The organism is Kitasatospora sp. NBC_01250, from assembly GCF_036226465.1.
In the GTDB taxonomy this organism is placed as follows: Bacteria; Actinomycetota; Actinomycetes; order Streptomycetales; family Streptomycetaceae; genus Kitasatospora.
The window spans coordinates 6,602,762-6,618,770 of the sequence record NZ_CP108476.1 but is presented as its reverse complement, the minus strand read 5'-3'; the positions used below and the strand labels follow the sequence as shown (position 1 = coordinate 6,618,770).

Annotated in this window: 12 protein-coding genes; 4 read left to right on the top strand and 8 right to left on the bottom strand. The window is 73.1% G+C overall.

All coding sequences use genetic code 11. The features are described 5' to 3' along the window. Window positions 1-3: 3 nt before the first annotated feature. The 5 genes from OG500_RS28010 to OG500_RS27990 form a co-directional block, all read right to left on the bottom strand. Window positions 4-810, bottom strand: a complete 807-nt coding sequence (locus OG500_RS28010) for an ABC transporter permease (protein ID WP_442789243.1) — start codon at window positions 808-810, stop codon at window positions 4-6. Beyond that, the gene (locus OG500_RS28005) at window positions 807-1,760 is read right to left on the bottom strand and encodes an ABC transporter ATP-binding protein (protein ID WP_329584135.1); all 954 of its coding nucleotides are present in this window, start codon (window positions 1,758-1,760) and stop codon (window positions 807-809) included. The genes OG500_RS28010 and OG500_RS28005 overlap by 4 nt, the downstream gene beginning before the upstream one ends. Window positions 1,761-1,842: 82 nt before the next feature. Further along, the gene (locus tag OG500_RS28000; protein WP_327069619.1) at window positions 1,843-3,036 is read right to left on the bottom strand and encodes an NYN domain-containing protein; all 1,194 of its coding nucleotides are present in this window, start codon (window positions 3,034-3,036) and stop codon (window positions 1,843-1,845) included. A 321-nt stretch (window positions 3,037-3,357) separates the two neighbouring features. Continuing rightward, entirely contained in the window at window positions 3,358-4,383 is a 1,026-nt protein-coding gene (locus OG500_RS27995) for an aspartate-semialdehyde dehydrogenase (protein WP_327069618.1), read from the bottom strand. An 88-nt stretch (window positions 4,384-4,471) separates the two neighbouring features. Beyond that, window positions 4,472-5,374 (bottom strand): dihydrodipicolinate synthase family protein, encoded by a 903-nt coding sequence (locus OG500_RS27990; protein ID WP_327069617.1) that lies wholly within the window; start codon window positions 5,372-5,374, stop codon window positions 4,472-4,474. Between the two features lie 71 nt (window positions 5,375-5,445). On the opposite strand from OG500_RS27990, the gene OG500_RS27985 reads away from it, so the two are divergent. From OG500_RS27985 to OG500_RS27970, 4 genes are all read left to right on the top strand, one after another. Beyond that, a complete protein-coding gene (locus OG500_RS27985) occupies window positions 5,446-6,360 on the top strand; it encodes a LysR family transcriptional regulator (RefSeq protein ID WP_329584132.1) in 915 nt (304 codons plus the stop codon). A 74-nt stretch (window positions 6,361-6,434) separates the two neighbouring features. After that, window positions 6,435-7,148: an RDD family protein gene (locus OG500_RS27980; protein WP_329584129.1), complete on the top strand. Its 714-nt coding sequence runs from the start codon at window positions 6,435-6,437 to the stop codon at window positions 7,146-7,148. A gap of 183 nt (window positions 7,149-7,331) precedes the next feature. Beyond that, window positions 7,332-10,883 carry a DNA polymerase III subunit alpha gene (dnaE, locus tag OG500_RS27975; RefSeq protein ID WP_329584126.1) on the top strand — a complete coding sequence of 1,184 codons (3,552 nt, stop codon included), beginning with the start codon at window positions 7,332-7,334 and terminating at the stop codon, window positions 10,881-10,883. 92 nt (window positions 10,884-10,975) lie between these two features. Further along, window positions 10,976-11,683, top strand: a complete 708-nt coding sequence (locus tag OG500_RS27970) for a hypothetical protein (protein WP_327069613.1) — start codon at window positions 10,976-10,978, stop codon at window positions 11,681-11,683. A 16-nt stretch (window positions 11,684-11,699) separates the two neighbouring features. On the opposite strand, the gene OG500_RS27965 is transcribed toward OG500_RS27970, so the two are convergent. The 3 genes from OG500_RS27965 to OG500_RS27955 are packed head-to-tail and all read right to left on the bottom strand — an operon-like array spanning window position 11,700 to window position 15,959. Next, a complete protein-coding gene (locus tag OG500_RS27965) occupies window positions 11,700-12,293 on the bottom strand; it encodes a dienelactone hydrolase family protein (RefSeq protein ID WP_327069612.1) in 594 nt (197 codons plus the stop codon). Window positions 12,294-12,339: 46 nt separating this feature from the next. After that, window positions 12,340-13,194, bottom strand: coding sequence for an ABC transporter permease (locus OG500_RS27960; protein ID WP_329584124.1), 855 nt, complete (start codon window positions 13,192-13,194; stop codon window positions 12,340-12,342). Continuing rightward, window positions 13,191-15,959: an alpha/beta fold hydrolase gene (locus tag OG500_RS27955; protein ID WP_327069610.1), complete on the bottom strand. Its 2,769-nt coding sequence runs from the start codon at window positions 15,957-15,959 to the stop codon at window positions 13,191-13,193. The genes OG500_RS27960 and OG500_RS27955 overlap by 4 nt, the downstream gene beginning before the upstream one ends. Between the last annotated feature and the right edge of the window lie 50 nt (window positions 15,960-16,009).

The following is a 16,009-nucleotide window of genomic DNA, read 5'->3' as shown; positions in this document are numbered from 1 at the left end:
CGGCTAGCGGGTCGTGGCGCGGCGGTAGGACCATGTCGCGATTGCCAGCGAGAGCACGCCGACGCCCGCGCAGACCGCCAGATCGCCCAGCACCAGCGCCCAGTCGGGCCGGCGCGCGAAGGTGGCGGCGAAGGCGTCCACCCCGTAGGTGGACGGGAGCAGGTCGCGCAGCGCCCGCACCGCCGTCGGCAGGTGCGAGGCGGGCAGCACGCCGAGCAGCAGCGCAGCGGACATGCCGAGCTGCCCGGCCATGGTGGCCAGCTCCTGCTTGGGGGCGAGCAGGCCGAGCGCCGCGCCGATGCCGGAGAGCGCGGCGCCGGCCAGCGGGACCACCACCAGCAGCACCCACAGGTGCGCCGGCGAGAGCCCGAAGAGCACCGCGCCGAAGCCCGCCGTGACCAGCGCCCCCGGCAGCGTGAAGGAGGCGTAGGCCGCCGCCGCGCCGAGCACCACGGAGGCTGCCGGGACGGGCAGCGTCGCGTAGTGGTCCAGGCCGCCGGTGGCGCGCAGCCGGCCGAAGTACTGGGCGAGCAGGTTGAGTGCCACGAAGGCGACCACCAGCACGCTGGAGCCCGCCACCACCGCGCGCGCCGAGGGGTTGTCACCGCTGTCGACCACCCCGCGCATCATCACCAGGATGCCGATGGACTGGAAGCTGGCGACGAACATCAGCGGGATCCGGGCCACCTTGGCGCGGGCCAGCTGGGCCCGGTAGACCGCCGCGAGCGCGGGCAGCAGCCGGGCGGCCGGAGCCAGCGGGGCGGCGGCACGGGTGGCGGCCGGCGCGGGGGTGGGGGTGAGTACGGTCACTTCGCCAGTCCTTGGTGGCGGCCACCGAGCCGGAGGTAGACGTCCTCCAGGCTCGGCGTGGCCAGGGTGAAGTCGTCCAGGGCGGCGAAGGCCGGCCCGGTGGTGACGGCGGCGACCAGCTCCCTGGCCTCCTCCGGTGTGGTCCGCACCGTCCAGCGCCGGCCGGTGCGCTCCGCGCGCTCGGCCAGCCGGGCGACCGCGGGCACCTCCACCGGCGGCTCGGTGCGCCAGACCAGGTCGAGCCGGACGTCCCCGTCGACCATCGCCTTGAGACCGCCGGGGGTGTCGCAGGCGATCACCCGGCCCTCGTCCAGCACGGCGACCCGGTCGAGCACCGTCTCGGCCTCGATGACGTTGTGGGTGACGAGCAGCACGGTGGTGCCGCGCTCGGAGCGGCGGCGGTCCACCGCCGACCAGACGGCGCGCCGGGCCACCGGGTCCATGCCGGTGGTGGGCTCGTCCAGGACCAGCAGCGGGCGCTCGCCGACCAGGGTGGCGGCGAAGCAGGCCAGCCGGCGCTGCCCGCCGGAGAGCTTGGCCAGCGGGCGCGCGGCCAGCGGGGTCAGGCCCAGCTCGTCGAGCACCTCGGCGCTCGCGGCGCGGGCCGCGGCGCGGCTCAGGCCGCGCAGCCGGCCGGTGGTCTCGGCGGCCAGCGCCACCGTCAGCTCGTCCAGCGCGGTGGATTCCTGGCCGAGGTAGCCGAGCAGCCGGGCCGCCCGCTCGGGGTGGCGGACCACGTCGTGGCCGAGGATCTCGACGCTGCCGGCGTCCGGCTGCAGCAGGCCGGTGAGCTGGCGCACCAAGGTGGACTTGCCGGCGCCGTTGGGGCCGAGCAGGCCGAAGATCTCGCCCTGGCGGATCTCCAGGTCGACCCCGTCGTTGGCCCGGATCTCGCCGTGGCGCTTGGTGAGGCCCCGGACGGAGCAGCAGGGCAATGGGGCGTCACTCACGAGCGAAGACTCTACGCGCCGACCATGAGGAAACCGGACCAGGGGCCCGTTCGGCACCACTGTCAGCCGCCGACTCCCCCGATCAGTCGTCCACCACGATCAGCTCGCCGCCCGGCACCCGGGCCGCCAACTCCTTCCAGAAGCCGGCCCGGATCGCGTACCGGTCGTGCTCGTCGATCTGGTCGTCCTTGTGGGCGAGCAGGCCGAACCGGGCCGCGTAGCGCAGCAGCTCGCCGTCGACCCGGTGCGGGATGCGCGGGTAGTCGCCCCAGATCGGGGTGAGCCGTTCGCGGTCGCCCAGGCGCTCGGTCCAGCGGCGGGCGAAGACCTGGCCGACCTCGTGCGGGTCGCCGCCGATCGCGGTGATGTCCTCCTCGCGGTCGGCCCAGCGCTGCTCGGCGGTGGTGAGCTGGGCCAGGGTGGGCAGCGCGTCGGCGGCGGTGGGGGCCTCGGTGGGCGGGCGGTCCACCCAGCCGCGGTCGGAGGACCAGCGCAGCACCGGGCCGTTGCTCGCGGTGGCGGGCGGCTGCTGGTGCTGGTGCGCCTGGGCGGTGCGGCCGGCCAGGTCCTTGGGGGTGGGGACGACCTTGAGCGCGGCGGGCGGCATCGCGGCGGGCGTGGCCGGCGCTTCGGAGGCCTCGGCGGCGGCGGGGCGGGCGGCCGGCGGGGCGGCCAGGATCTTGGCGATCTCCGGGCGCGGCCCGGCGGGCGGGAAGGCCACCGCGGGTTCGCGCAGCCGCACCGAGCGGGTGATCCACTCCCGGTCCAGCACCCGGCGCTCGTCGGCCTCGCCGACCAGGTCCTCGGACTGGTTGAAGTCGCCGTCGGCGGCCTGCAGCGCCCACAGGTGGACGGCCACGCCGTGTTCCTTGGCCGACATCATGCCGGGCAGCAGGTCCCCGTCGCCGGTGACCAGCACCACGTCCGCGCAGGCCCGGTTGCGGGCCAGCTCGGAGAGTTCGGCGTGCATCGCGGCGTCCACGCCCTTCTGCACCCAGCGGCCCTCGGCCCGGGTGAGCGCGCCGAGCCGCACGGTGACCCGGGGCAGCACCCGCAGCCGGCGGTGCTCGGGCATCGGGCGGCGCTCAGGGGCCGCGTCGAACCAGTAGATCCGCAGCAGCGGCAGGCCGGTCTCCTCCTCGGCCCGGTCGCGCAGCGAGGCGATCAGCGCGGTGTGGTCGACCGTCACCCGGGAACGGGCGGGCTCCCCGGCCAGCAGGCTGGCGGCGGCCCCCAGCAGGTATCCCGCATCCACCAGGACGACACAGCGGTCCATGAGGTACCCCTCTTCCTGTGCTCTGCCGCTGAGCACGGGCAGTTCGTGCAGTCTGCCCGAGCGAGGCTCACCTGGGCACCCTGCCGGACCGTTGCGGTCTCCATTACCCCCCGAAGGCGTCGTGAATCACCCGGCTGCGCGGGCTTCGCGGTAGGCCGGCCGAGGGACACGGACGGCGCGGCGACTCCGTTCGGCCCAGTTGACGGGGCCGCGGTGGGAAAGCCGCGGGGGCTCCTGACACCTGGTCAGGAGCCCCCGCGGTCCGGCTTCGCCCGGTCGGCCCAGTCCTGGTCGACGCAGTCCCGGTCGGCCCGGTCCCGGTCAGCCGAGCTCGGCGGCGACCAGCTCGGCGATCTGCACGGCGTTGAGCGCCGCGCCCTTGCGCAGGTTGTCGTTGGACAGGAAGAGCGAGATGCCGTTCTCCGCCGTCTCGTCCCGGCGGATGCGGCCCACGTAGCTCGGGTCCTGGCCGGCCGCCTGCAGCGGGGTGGGGATGTCGGTCAGCACCACGCCCGGCGCCCCGGCCAGCAGCTCGGTGACCCGCTCGGGGCTGATCGGACCCGCGAAGCGGGCGTTGACCTGGAGCGAGTGGCCGGTGAAGACCGGCACCCGCACGCAGGTGCCGGAGACCTTGAGCTCGGGGATGCCGAGGATCTTGCGGCTCTCGTGGCGCAGCTTCTGCTCCTCGTCGGTCTCGTTCAGACCGTCGTCCACGATCGAGCCGGCCAGCGGGATCACGTTGAACGCGATCGGACGCCGGTAGACCTGCGGCTCGGGGAAGTCGGCGTTCGACCCGCCGTGGGTGAGCGCCGCGGCACCGTCCACGACCTTGTGGGCCTGCTCCTGCAGCTCGGCGACACCGGCCAGGCCGCTGCCGGAGACGGCCTGGTAGGTGGCCACCACCAGCGCGGTCAGCCCGGCCTCCTGGTGCAGCGGGCGCAGCACCGGCATGGCGGCCATCGTGGTGCAGTTCGGGTTGGCGATGATGCCCTTGGGACGCTCGGCGATCGCCTGCGGGTTGACCTCGGCCACCACCAGCGGGACCTCGGGGTCGCGCCGCCAGGCGGAGGAGTTGTCGATCACCACGGCGCCGGCCGCGGCCACCTTGGGTGCCAGCTCCTTGGAGGTGCCACCGCCGGCGGAGAAGATCACGATGTCCAGGCCCGTGTAGTCGGCGGTGGCCGCGTCCTCGACGGTGACCTCGCCGCCCTGCCACGGCAGCGTCTTGCCGGCCGAGCGCGCCGAGGCGAACAGGCGCAGCTGCTCGACCGGGAACGAACGCTCCGCCAGGATCTCCCGGACCACGCCGCCGACCTGGCCGGTGGCGCCCACAATGCCGATCTTCATCCGTACTTCCTCCTCCGATGTGCTGCTCAGCTTCATCTTGCCTGCTCGCCGACATATCCCCGCACGGTATTCACCACGTGGACACCGTTCACCGGATGGACACCGGCAGCCGCTCCAGCAGTTCCACCGCGGCGGCCACCGACGCCGGGCTCGCGGGCAGCAGCGGCAGCCGCACCGCCGCGCTCGGGATCCGCCCCTGGGCGTGCAGCACCCCCTTGACCACCACCGGGTTGGGCTCGGCGAAGAGCGCCGCCGAGAGCCCGGCCAGCCGGTGGCCCGATTCCCGTGCCCGCGCCGCGTCCCCGGCCGCCCACGCCTCGGTCAGCTCGACGAAGTGCCGGGTGGCCAGATGCGCCGAGGCGAGGATCCCGCCGCTCGCGCCGAGCGCCAGCATCGGCGACAGGAAGGTGTCGTCGCCGGGCAGCACCGCGAAGCCGGGCGGCGGGTCGGCCAGCAGCGCCACGGCCGGCGCGTCCAGCGCGCCGGTGGCGTACTTCACACCCACGATGCCGGGCAGCCGGGCGATCGCGCCGAGCGTCCGGGCGTCCAGCTGCTGGCCGGTGCGATAGGGGATGTGATAGACGATCAGCGGCACCGGGCTGTGCGCCGCGAGGTGCTCGAAGTGCGCCAGCACGCCCGCCGGGCCGGGGCGCACGAAGGCCGGCACGGTGGTCAGCGCGGCGACCACCTCGCGGCGGCCGCCCAGCTCGGCCAGGGCCGCCAGGCACTGCCGGGTCCCGCCACCGCCCGCGCCGACCACCAGCGGCACCCGGCGCCGGTCGGCGACGCGGGCGCAGACGTCCAGGACGGCGGCCCGCTCGGCCGGGTCCAGGGCGGCGGGCTCGCCGGTGGTGCCGAGCGCGACCAGCCCGGCCGCCCCCTCGTCCAGCACCTCGTGCGCCAGTGCCTCCAGCGCGTCCAGCGCGACCGTGTCGTCGTCGGTGAACGGAGTGATCAGCGGGACGAAGATCCCGCGCAGTTCGTGATCCATGCCTTGAGCCTGCGGCCCGGCCACTGTGCGGGTCCAGTTCGCGTTTCCACCGCAAACCGTAAGCTGTGCTGATGCTCGACGTCCGCCGCCTGCGGCTGCTGCGGGAACTGGCCCACCGCGGCACCATCGCTGCCGTCGCCGAGGCGCTGGCCTTCAGCCCCTCGGCCGTCTCCCAGCAGCTCACCGCACTGGAGCGGGAGGCCGGGGTGGCGCTGCTGGAGCGCACCGGGCGGCGGGTCGCGCTGACCCCCGCCGCGCACGGCCTGGTCCGGCACGCCGAGACGGTACTGGCGGTGCTGGAGGCGGCCTCGGCCGAGCTGGCCGGGGCCCGCCGCGGTCCGGCCGGTCCGCTGCGGATCGGCACCTTCCCCTCCGCCGCCCGGGTGGTGATCCCGCCGGCCCTGGTGCTGCTCGCCGAGCGCTGGCCGGAGCTGGAGCCGATGGTCGCCGAGGTCGACCCGGCGGGCGTGGCCGACCTGCTGCGCGCGGGCGAGCTGGACGTCGCCCTGGTGCACGACTACGACTTCGTCCCCGCGCCCGCCGAACCCGGCATCGCGAGCGAGCCGCTCTTCGCCGAGGCGATGTACCTGGCCACCGCAGAACCTGGCGCCGGACCGGCCGACGGCCCCCCGGACGACGGCACGCTGGGCGCCCACGCCGAGGGCTCGTGGATCCTCGCCACCCACGGCACCCTCTGCCACGCGATGGCGATCCGGGCCTGCCAGGCGGCCGGCTTCACGCCACGGATCCGGCACCGCGTCGACGACTTCGACACCGTGCTCGCCCTGGTCGCCGCCGGCCAGGGGGTGGCGCTGGTCCCGGAGCTGGGCCTGCTGGCCCCGCCGCCGGCCGTGCGGCTGCACCGGCTGCCGATGTCGCGGCGCACCACCGTCGCCTTCCGCCACGGCGCGGGCGGCCACCCGGCCGTCGCGGCCTTCGGGGCGGCGGTCCGTGCGACGCTCCCGGTAATTCTCCGTAACAGTTGATCCCCAAGCCTTCCTAAAGGAATGTCAGGCCCGCTAGACATCTGGGGGTAAGCCACCACGAGACGAGCGGGCAGATGACCAACGAACCCCCCGGCTACGGCTATCCGTCGGACCAGAACCCGTACGGCCAGCCGCCGCAGCCCGGCCAGCAGAACCCCTACGGCCAGCAGCCCCCGGCACAGCCCGGCTACGGCGTCCCGCAGGGCCCGTACGACCCGCAGCCACAGCAGCCCGGCTACGGCACCCCGCCCCCCGGCGACTACGGCCAGCAGCCCGGCTACGGCTACCCCCCGCCGCCCGGCGGCTACCAGCAGCCGGGCCAGCTGCCGCCGTGGCTCGGCCCGACGAACCCCTACGGCCCGCCGCCGCCCGGCACCCGCACCCTGGCCGGCCCCGGCGACCGCTTCCTGGCGCGCCTGATCGACGTCGGCGTGCTGCTGATCCCGTTCCTGCTGGTGGAGGCCGTGCTCGGCTTCGGCAGCATCGTGTCCGACATCGTCGTCGCCCTGCTCGTCTTCGTCTACGAGGGCGCGATGATGCTCAGCCAGCAGCAGCAGAGCGTCGGCAAGAAGGTCATGAAGCTGCGGGTCGTCTCCGCGGCCCACGGCGGGCGCCCCAGCGACAACGAGCTCTGGGCCCGCTCCGCCGTCTACGGCCTGCCCCAGGCCGTCATCTGCATCGGCACGCTGTTCGCCCTGGTCAACGTGCTCTCGCTGCTCTGGGACAAGCCGCTGCAGCAGTGCTTCCACGACAAGGCCGGGAAGACCGTGGTGGTCAAGGAGGGCTGAGTCAAGGCGAGTTGAAACTCCTCGGCCGGGCCCGGTAGGGTCCGGCCGAGGTGCTTTGCGGCCCCGCGGGCGACCGGTACCACAGCGACACCGGTCACCGCGAGTGGCGTCGGGGACCAGGGTGGCGGCGCGTTAGGGTGGAAGGCCCCCAGCCGCAGACCTCACGCTTAGGAGCCGTCCCTCGTGGCCGACAGCTTCGTTCACCTGCATGTCCATACCGAGTACTCCATGCTCGACGGGGCGGCCAAGAACGGCAAGCTGGTAGCCGAGGCCGCGCGACAGGGCATGCCGGCCATCGCCATGAGCGACCACGGCAACATGTTCGGCGCCTACGAGTTCTTCCACAAGGCGACCCCGGACAGCGGCGTCAAGCCGATCATCGGCATCGAGGCCTACGTCGCCCCCGGCTCGCGCTTCGAGAAGAAGCCGGTCTTCTGGTCGCCCGGCGGCCAGCGCCCGGCCAGCTCGGACGGTGAGGGCGGCAAGGACGTCTCCGGCGGTGGCCGCTACACCCACATGACCATGTGGGCACAGAACGCCACCGGTCTGCGCAACCTCTTCAAGCTCTCCTCGCTCGCGTCGATGGAGGGCTACTACATGAAGCCCCGCATGGACCGCGAGCTGATCGCCGCCAACGCCACGGGCATCATCGCCACCACCGGCTGCCCCTCCGGCGAGATCCAGACCCGGCTGCGCCTGGGCCAGTACGACGAGGCGGTCAAGGCTGCCGACGCCTACCAGCAGATCTTCGGCAAGGAGAACTACTTCCTGGAGCTGATGGACCACGGCCTGTCCATCGAGCAGGACGTCCGGGCGGACCTGCTGCGCCTGGCCAAGCAGCTGAACATCCCGCTGCTGGCCACCAACGACTCGCACTACGTCACCGCCGACCAGGCCGACGCCCACGACAGCCTGCTCTGCGTCGGCGTGGGCAAGAACAAGGACGACCCGAACCGGTTCAAGTTCCAGGGCACCGGCTACTACGTCAAGACCGCCGAGGAGATGCGCGCGCTCTTCAGCGAGCTGCCCGAGGCCTGCGACAACACCCTGGCGATCGCCGAGCGGGTGGAGTCGTACGCGGAGGTCTTCAACTACGTCGACCGGATGCCGCAGTTCGACGTCCCCGAGGGCGAGACCCAGGCCTCCTACCTGCGCAAGAAGATCAGCGCCGGCCTGCGGCACCGCTACGGCGACAACCCGAGCCAGGAGGTGCTGGACCGGATCGAGCTGGAGATGGGCGTCATCACCCCGATGGGGTTCGACGCCTACTTCCTCGTGGTCGCCGACATCTGCCAGTACGGGCGCGACAACGGCATCCCGGTCGGCCCGGGCCGTGGCTCGGCGGCAGGCTCGATGGTCGCCTACCTCACCGGCATCACCCAGCTGGACCCGCTGGAGCACGACCTCCTCTTCGAGCGCTTCCTGAACCCCGAGCGCATCAACCCCCCGGACGTCGACATCGACTTCGACGACCGCCAGCGCGACCAGATGGTGCGCTACGTCACCGACAAGTACGGCGAGGCGTACACCGCCCAGGTGAACACCTTCGGCACCATCAAGGCCAAGGCCGCCGTCAAGGACGCCAACCGGATCCTCGGCTACCCCTTCGCGATGGGCGACCGGATCACCAAGGCGATGCCGCCGGACGTGATGGGCAAGGGCGTCCCGCTCGCCGACTTGTTCAACGAGAAGCACCCGCGCTACAACGAGGGCACCGAGATCCGCTCGCTGTACGCCAACGAGCCGGACGTCAAGAAGATCATCGACACCGGTCTCGGCATCGAAGGCCTGATCCGCGGCACCGGCGTGCACGCCGCCGCCGTCATCCTCTCCTCGACCCCGCTGCTCGAACTGATCCCGCTGCACAAGCGGGACAAGGACGGCGTGATCATCACCGGCTTCGACTACCCGTCGTGCGAAGCCATGGGTCTGATCAAGATGGACTTCCTGGGTCTGCGGAACCTGGGCATCATCGACCACTGCATCAAGATCGTGAAGTCCAACCGCGGCATCGACGTCGACATCGAGAAGATCCCGATCGACGACCCGACCACCTACGAGCTGCTGGCCCGCGGCGACACGCTGGGCGTCTTCCAGCTCGATGGCGGCCCGATGCGCGCACTGCTCAAGCTGATGAAGCCCACCGAGTTCGCCGACATCTCCGCCGTCTCGGCGCTGTACCGCCCCGGCCCGATGGGCATGAACTCGCACACCAACTACGCGCTGCGCAAGAACGGCCAGCAGGAGATCATCCCGATCCACCCGGAGCTGGAGGAGCCGCTCAAGGAGGTCCTCGGCCCCACCTACGGCCTGATCGTCTACCAGGAGCAGGTGCAGCGAGCCGCGCAGGTGCTGGCCGGCTACAGCCTCGGACAGGCCGACCTGCTCCGCCGCGCGATGGGCAAGAAGAAGAAGGAGGTCCTCGAGAAGGAGTTCGTCCCGTTCCACGCCGGCTGCAAGGAGCGCGGCTACTCCGACGAGGCCATCCAGGCGGTCTGGGACGTGCTGGTCCCGTTCGCCGGCTACGCGTTCAACAAATCGCACTCGGCCGCCTACGGCCTGGTCTCGTACCAGACCGCCTACCTCAAGGCGAACTATCCCGCCGAGTACATGGCCGCCCTGCTCACCTCGGTCGCGGACGACAAGGACAAGATGGCCGTCTACCTGGCCGAGTGCCGGTCGATGGGCATCAAGATCCTCTCCCCCGACGTCAACGAGTCCGTGGTCGACTTCACCGCCGTCGGCTCCGACGTCCGCTTCGGTCTCAAGGCCGTGCGCAACGTCGGCGTCCCGGTCATCGAGTCGATGATCAAGACCCGCAAGGAGAAGGGCAAGTTCTCCTCCTTCGCCGACTTCCTGGACAAGGTCGAACTGGTCGCCTGCAACAAGCGCACCGTCGACTCGCTGATCAAGTCCGGCGCCTTCGACTCGCTGAACCACACCCGCCAGTCGCTCTGCGCGGTGCACGAGCAGGCCATCGACGCCGTCACCGGGGTCAAGAAGCAGCAGGCGATCGGCCAGGACGACCTGTTCGGCGCCCTCGACACCGGTTCCGACACGCCCACCATCGGCCTGGACTTCGAGCTCACCGACCGCGAGTGGCCGCGCCGCCAGCTGCTCAGCCTGGAGCGCGAGATGCTCGGCCTCTACGTCTCCAGCCACCCGCTGGACGGCGCCGAGCACATCCTGGCCCGCAACCGCGACGTCTCGATCGCCGAGCTGATGGGGTCGGGCCGCACCGAGGGCGAGGTCCGGCTCTCCGGGCTGATCACCGGGGTCGACCGGCGGATCAACAAGGCGGGCAACGCCTGGGCGATCATCACCCTGGCCGACCGCGACGGCTCGGTCGAGGTCCTCTTCTTCCCGGCCACCTACAACCTGATGGCCGACCAGATGATCGAGGACAACGTCATCTCGGTGCGCGGCCGGCTCAACGAACGCGACGGCGCGCTGAGCATCTTCGGCCAGGAGATCATCAGCCTGGACATCTCCGCGGCCGAGCACGGCGGCAAGCCGCCGGTGCAGATCACCGTGCCCTACCCGAAGGTGACGGCCACCATGGTGCGCGAGCTCAAGCTCACGCTCCAGGCGCACCCCGGCGACGTGCCGGTCCGGCTGCTCACCACCAGCCGCCAGCGCGACGTCCTCTACGAGCTCGGCTTCCTGGTCAACCCCGACACCGCCTTCGCCAGCGAGGTCAAGACGCTGCTCGGCCCGGCCGCCTGGAGCGCCTAGCCCTCGGAGCCCAGGGCTCCCGGTGCACGCTAGTCTCAGCGCGCACCGGGAGCCGTGGAGACGCCATGGCCCCGCCGTCCGGAGGGGACACCATGAGTTACGCGCCGCCCGTCGGAGGCTTTCCGACCCCGCAGCGGGCACCGGCCGGAGCCCGCCCGGCGGCACTGCCCGGGCTGGCGGTCCTGATGATCGTCGACGTCCTGCTCGAACTCGCGCTGCTGGGCTTCGACCTCATCAAGCAGGGCGCGGCCTACCTGCCGACCGCGCTCGGCATCAACTACGACCACTTCGTGCGGGACTCCGCGGTCAACTTCGCCGCCACCGACACGGCGTTCGTGGTCGCGCTGGTGGTGCTGATCGTCGGCGCCTTCTCCGGCGCCGGCTGGGTGCGCGGCGCCGGGGTCGCGGTGCTCGGGGTGAGCGCCTACGGCTCAGCGATGGTGGAGATCGCGCAGCTGACCGGGAACCAGTACCTCTCGCACGCCTTCGGCTCGCCGGTCTCCAACCTGCTGCTCAACCTGGACCTCATCCTCCAGGTGATGATCGCCTTGGCCTTCGTCCTCGCGGTGGCGGTCACCCGGCGACCGGCCGGGGCACAGCCGGCCGCGGCGGCGGCACCGGTCGGCTACCCCGCCGCCGGCGGCTACCCGGCCCCGTTCCCCTCGCAGGGCGCCCCCGGCTACGGCGCGCCCGTCGCGCCCCAGCCGGTCGCCGGCTACCAGACGCCGGTGGCCCCGCCCGCCCAGCCGCCCGCGTACGGCTACCCGTCCCAGCCGCCGCAGGCTCCGCCGACGGCCTGACCGCCCGTCAGTCCTGCTACTCGGCGAGCTCGTCCAGCTCGGTCAGGAAGTCGAGCGCGGCGGCCCAGGCGGTCTCGGCCGCCTCGGCGTCGTAGTCGGGCAGCTCGGCGTCGGTGAACAGGTGCCCCGCGCCCCGGTAGCGGTGCACCTCCACCTCGGCGCCGGCCCGGCGCATGCCCAGGTACCAGGTGTTCAGCCAGTCCTCGGTCTCGAACGGGTCGGGCTCGGCCACGTGCAACTGCACCGGGATCCCGGTGGCGGCGTCCTCGCGCAGGTCCGAGGTGCCGTGCAGGAGCAGCAGGCCGAGCGCGTGCTCGTCGGCCAGCGCCAGGTTCTGGGCCAGCCCGCCGCCGAGCGAGAACCCGGCGTAGACCAGCCTGGTCCCGGCGGCGCCGAGCAGCGGGGCGGCGGCGCCGACCGCCCGGCGCAGCAGCTCGTCGTTGCCGAGCTCCTCGCGGTAGGCCATGCCCTCCTCGACGGTGTCGAAGACCTTGCCGTCGTACAGGTCCGGCACGTGCACCTGGTGTCCGGCCGCGCGCAGCCGCTCGGCGGCGGCGTGCACGGCGGGGCGCAGCCCGTAGGCGGAGTGGAGGAGCAGGATCTGGGCCACGGGGGGACTCCGTACATCGTTCGAGGCGGTACCCGCCCATCCTCCCCTACGAGACGATGTCCTTGCGCGCGAACCCCCGGAAGGCCAGCGCCAGCAGCACGGCCGCGTAGGAGAGCGAGAGCGAGACGCCCTGGAGCATCCCGCCCCACTCCAGCTGCGGCTGCAGCGCGTCCGCCCAGGCGTACTGCCAGTGCGCGGGCAGCCACTCGCGCAGCCCGCCGAGCGCGGTGATCGCGTCCAGCACCCCGGTGATGATGCTCAGGAAGACGGCGCCGCCGACCGCGCCGAGCGGGGCGTCGGAGGCGGTGGAGAGGAAGAAGGCGAGCGCGCCCACCACCACCTCGCTCAGGATCACGAACCCCACCGCGATGGCCAGGCGGGGCAGCGCCTCGGCGGCGGGCAGGCTGCCGCCGGCGGGCAGCTTGAGGTCGCCCCAGCCGTAGGCGGCGGTGCCGACGCCGAGGCCGACCAGCGGCAGCAGCACGATGGCGGCGGCCGAGAAGAGCAGCCCGACGGTGAGCTTGCGGGCCAGCAGCTGGGCCCGGGGCACCGGCGCGGCCAGCAGGTAGCGCAGCGAGGACCAGCCGGCCTCGGCGGCCACCGTGTCCCCGCAGAACAGCGCGACCGGGATCACCAGCACGAAGCCGGTGCCCATGAAGAGCAGGGTGGCCGCGAAGTTCGGCCCGGAGGCGGTGGCCAGCGAGACGAAGGTGACCTGGTCGGGCCGGCTCGGGGTGCCGCCGATCTGGAAGGCGGCCAGCACCACGAACGGCAGCGCGAAGAGCGCCGCCGCGATCACCAGGGTGCGGCGGCGGCGCAGCTGGCGCAGCGCCTCCACCCGCAGCGGCAGGGTGCGCTGGGGGCGGTAGCCGGGCGCCCGGTCCGCCAGGGTGCTGCTCATGCCGGGCCTCCGATCATCGACAGGAACGCGTCCTCCAGGCGGCGGTGCGGACCGGCCCGCTCCACCGGGACGTCGAGGCGGACCAGCTCGGCGACCAGCTGGTGCGCCGTCAGTCCGTCCAGCCGCACCAGCAGCCCGTGCCCGGCGACCTCCGCCGAGCCCACGCCGGGCAGCCCGGCGGCCTTCTCGGCCGCCGCCGCCAGCTCGGCGGCGCCGTACGAGGCGGGGGTGCCGACCAGCAGCAGCTCGCCGCCGCCGATGATCTCCGCCACCGCGCCCGCGCTGACCAGCCGGCCGCGGTCCATCACCACCAGGTGGGTGCAGCTCTGCTCGACCTCGGCGAGCAGGTGGCTGGAGACGATCACGGTGCGTCCGGTGGCCGCGTAACGGATCATCACCTCGCGCATCTCGCGGATCTGCGGCGGGTCGAGCCCGTTGGTCGGCTCGTCCAGGATCAGCAGGTCCGGCAGGCCGAGCATGGCCTGGGCGATCGCCAGGCGCTGGCGCATGCCCTGCGAGTAGGTGCGCACCGCGCGCTCCAGCGCCTCGCCGAGGTCGGCGATCGCCAGCGCCTCGGCCAGGTGCGCGTCCTCGGCGGGGCGCCCGGTGGCCCGCCAGTACAGCTCCAGGTTGGCCCGTCCGCTCAGGTGCGGCAGGAACCCGGCGCCCTCCACGAAGGCACCGACCCGGGAGAGCACCGGGGCGCCGGCGCGCACGGCGTGGCCGAAGATCCTGATCTCGCCCTCGTCCGGGCGGATCAGGCCCATCAGCATCCGCAGCGTGGTGGTCTTGCCGGCGCCGTTGGGCCCGAGCAGGCCCAGCACCTGGCCCGGCTCGACGGTGAAGCCCAGCTCGCGCACGGCGTAGCGGTCGGCGGCACCCTTGTAGCGCTTGCTCAGCCCGGTGATCTGCAGCGGGACCTGGGCCAGCGCCGGGTCCGGCGGCGGCACCGCGCGGCGCCGGCGCACCGTCAGCAGCAGGCCGGCGGCCACCACCAGCGCGAGCAGCGGCAGCTGCCAGACCCGGGCCGGCAGCGGGGCGGCCTCGGTGTGCAGGGCGCTGTCGGTGGGGACGGTCAGCGGACTCACGGCCGCCACCTGGTAGGTGGCGGGGGCGTTCGGCGAGGCGTAGGCCAGGTCGGTGCTGGCGAGCACCAGGCGCATCCGGTGGCCGGCTGCGAAGGAGTGGTCGACGGCGGGCAGGTCGACGGTCACCGTCCGGCCGCCGGGCGCATCCGCGCCGGTGACCCGCAGCGGGGCGGCCAGCTGCTGCGGCAGGGTCTGGCTGCCGTCCGGGGCGACGTCGTAGAGCTTGGCGAAGAGCACCGCGTCCGGCTGGTCGGCCTGCACGGTGACCTTGACGGTGGGGCTGCCGGTCAGCTGGATCCCGTCGGCCAGCGGGGCGGAGTCGAAGGTGGCGGACTGCCCCGGGAAGTCGAGCGAGAGTCCGACGCCGAGTTGGGAGGCCTGGGCGAGCGCCCCGAGGCCCGGCACGGTGGAGATCGCCGGCGGCGCGCCGCCGGGCGGGTTGGCGATGGTCTGCTGACCGCCGGTCAGCTGCACGGCGGTGCTCGCGGTGCCGCCGAGGCCCGGGTAGCGGTCGGCATCGGCGCCGCGCAGCACGGCCTGGAAGCCGGTGGAGTCCACGCCCCCGGTCCGGGTCACCCGGAAGGTCGGCCCGGTGTCGCTGCCCTGGTGCTTCAGGTACTTGTCGAACCAGGCGATCACCCGGTCGTCCACCCGGTCGCTGGTCTCGGTGCCGCCGTCGTGGCCGCCGGCGAACCAGTCGACCGAGACCGGCGCGCCGTTGGCGGCGATCGCCTTGGCCATCGCGTCGCCCTGGTCCAGCGGGAAGAGCGAGTCCTGCTCGCCCTGGACCACCAGGGTGGGCACCTTGATCTGGGAGGCGAACGTCGACGGGCTCGACTTCTCCAGCAGGGCGACGGCCTGGGCGTCGGGCCGGCCCGCGCTGGCCACCCGGTTGTACATCGCGCACAGGTCGGCGGTGAAGCGCCCGCAGCCCACCGGGCCCGGGCTGCTGACCGCGGGCGCGGGCTTGCCGGTGGTGGACGCCGTCAGGTCGCCGGCCGAACCGTCGGTGAAGAAGATGCCGGCCCAGAGCTTCTTGAACACCCCGTCGGCCGCACTGCCGCCCTGGACGTTCTGCGGGAAGAGCGCGTCGGCCAGGTTCCACCAGGTAATCCGGGGAGCGATGGCCTTGATCCGGGGGTCGGCCGCCGCCGCCAGCAACGCGATCGCGCCGCCGTAGGAGGCACCGGTGATGCCGACGACCGGGTCGCCGGGCCTGTCCTTGAGCACCTCGGGCCGCTGGGTCAGCCAGTCCACCAGGTGCTTGACGTCCTGCACCTCGCCGTCCGGCGAGTCCAGGCCGATCTGCCCGGTGGAGTGTCCGAAGCCGCGCGAGGACCAGGTGAGCACCGCGTAGCCGGAGCGGGCCAGCTTGCGCGCCTCGCCCGCCTCGTCGGCCTTGCTGCCGCCGAAGCCGTGGGCGAGCAGCACCGCGGGGCGCGGGCTGCTGCCGGTGGTGAAGAAGGAGGTGTCGATGGAGACCTGCTGGGAGCTGCCCGGCGCCTCGGGCATCGAGAGGAAACGGTCCTCCTGGTGCACCGCGGCCGGGGCGCCCGCCACCGCGGTCGCCGTGCCCAGGCCGGCCAGCACCACCAGCGCCAGCCCCCCGGCCAGCAGCCGACGGCGGGTCGGCTTGCCACGTGCGCGCCAACGCCGCCAGGGGCCAGGGAGGTTCATGGATAGCGATCCTATCCGCGCCGTGTGAAGACCGGTTAAGAACCGGTCGA

Bases quoted from the DNA above. Each gene is read 5' to 3' on its own strand.
- OG500_RS28000 (WP_327069619.1), bottom strand. From the start codon at position 3,036: ATGGACCGCTGTGTCGTCCTGGTGGATGCGGGATACCTGCTGGGGGCC.
- OG500_RS27995 (WP_327069618.1), bottom strand. From the start codon at position 4,383: ATGAAGATCGGCATTGTGGGCGCCACCGGCCAGGTCGGCGGCGTGGTC.
- OG500_RS27990 (WP_327069617.1), bottom strand. From the start codon at position 5,374: ATGGATCACGAACTGCGCGGGATCTTCGTCCCGCTGATCACTCCGTTC.
- OG500_RS27985 (WP_329584132.1), top strand. From the start codon at position 5,446: ATGCTCGACGTCCGCCGCCTGCGGCTGCTGCGGGAACTGGCCCACCGC.
- OG500_RS27980 (WP_329584129.1), top strand. From the start codon at position 6,435: ATGACCAACGAACCCCCCGGCTACGGCTATCCGTCGGACCAGAACCCG.
- OG500_RS27970 (WP_327069613.1), top strand. From the start codon at position 10,976: ATGAGTTACGCGCCGCCCGTCGGAGGCTTTCCGACCCCGCAGCGGGCA.
- OG500_RS27960 (WP_329584124.1), bottom strand. From the start codon at position 13,194: ATGAGCAGCACCCTGGCGGACCGGGCGCCCGGCTACCGCCCCCAGCGC.
- OG500_RS27955 (WP_327069610.1), bottom strand. From the start codon at position 15,959: ATGAACCTCCCTGGCCCCTGGCGGCGTTGGCGCGCACGTGGCAAGCCG.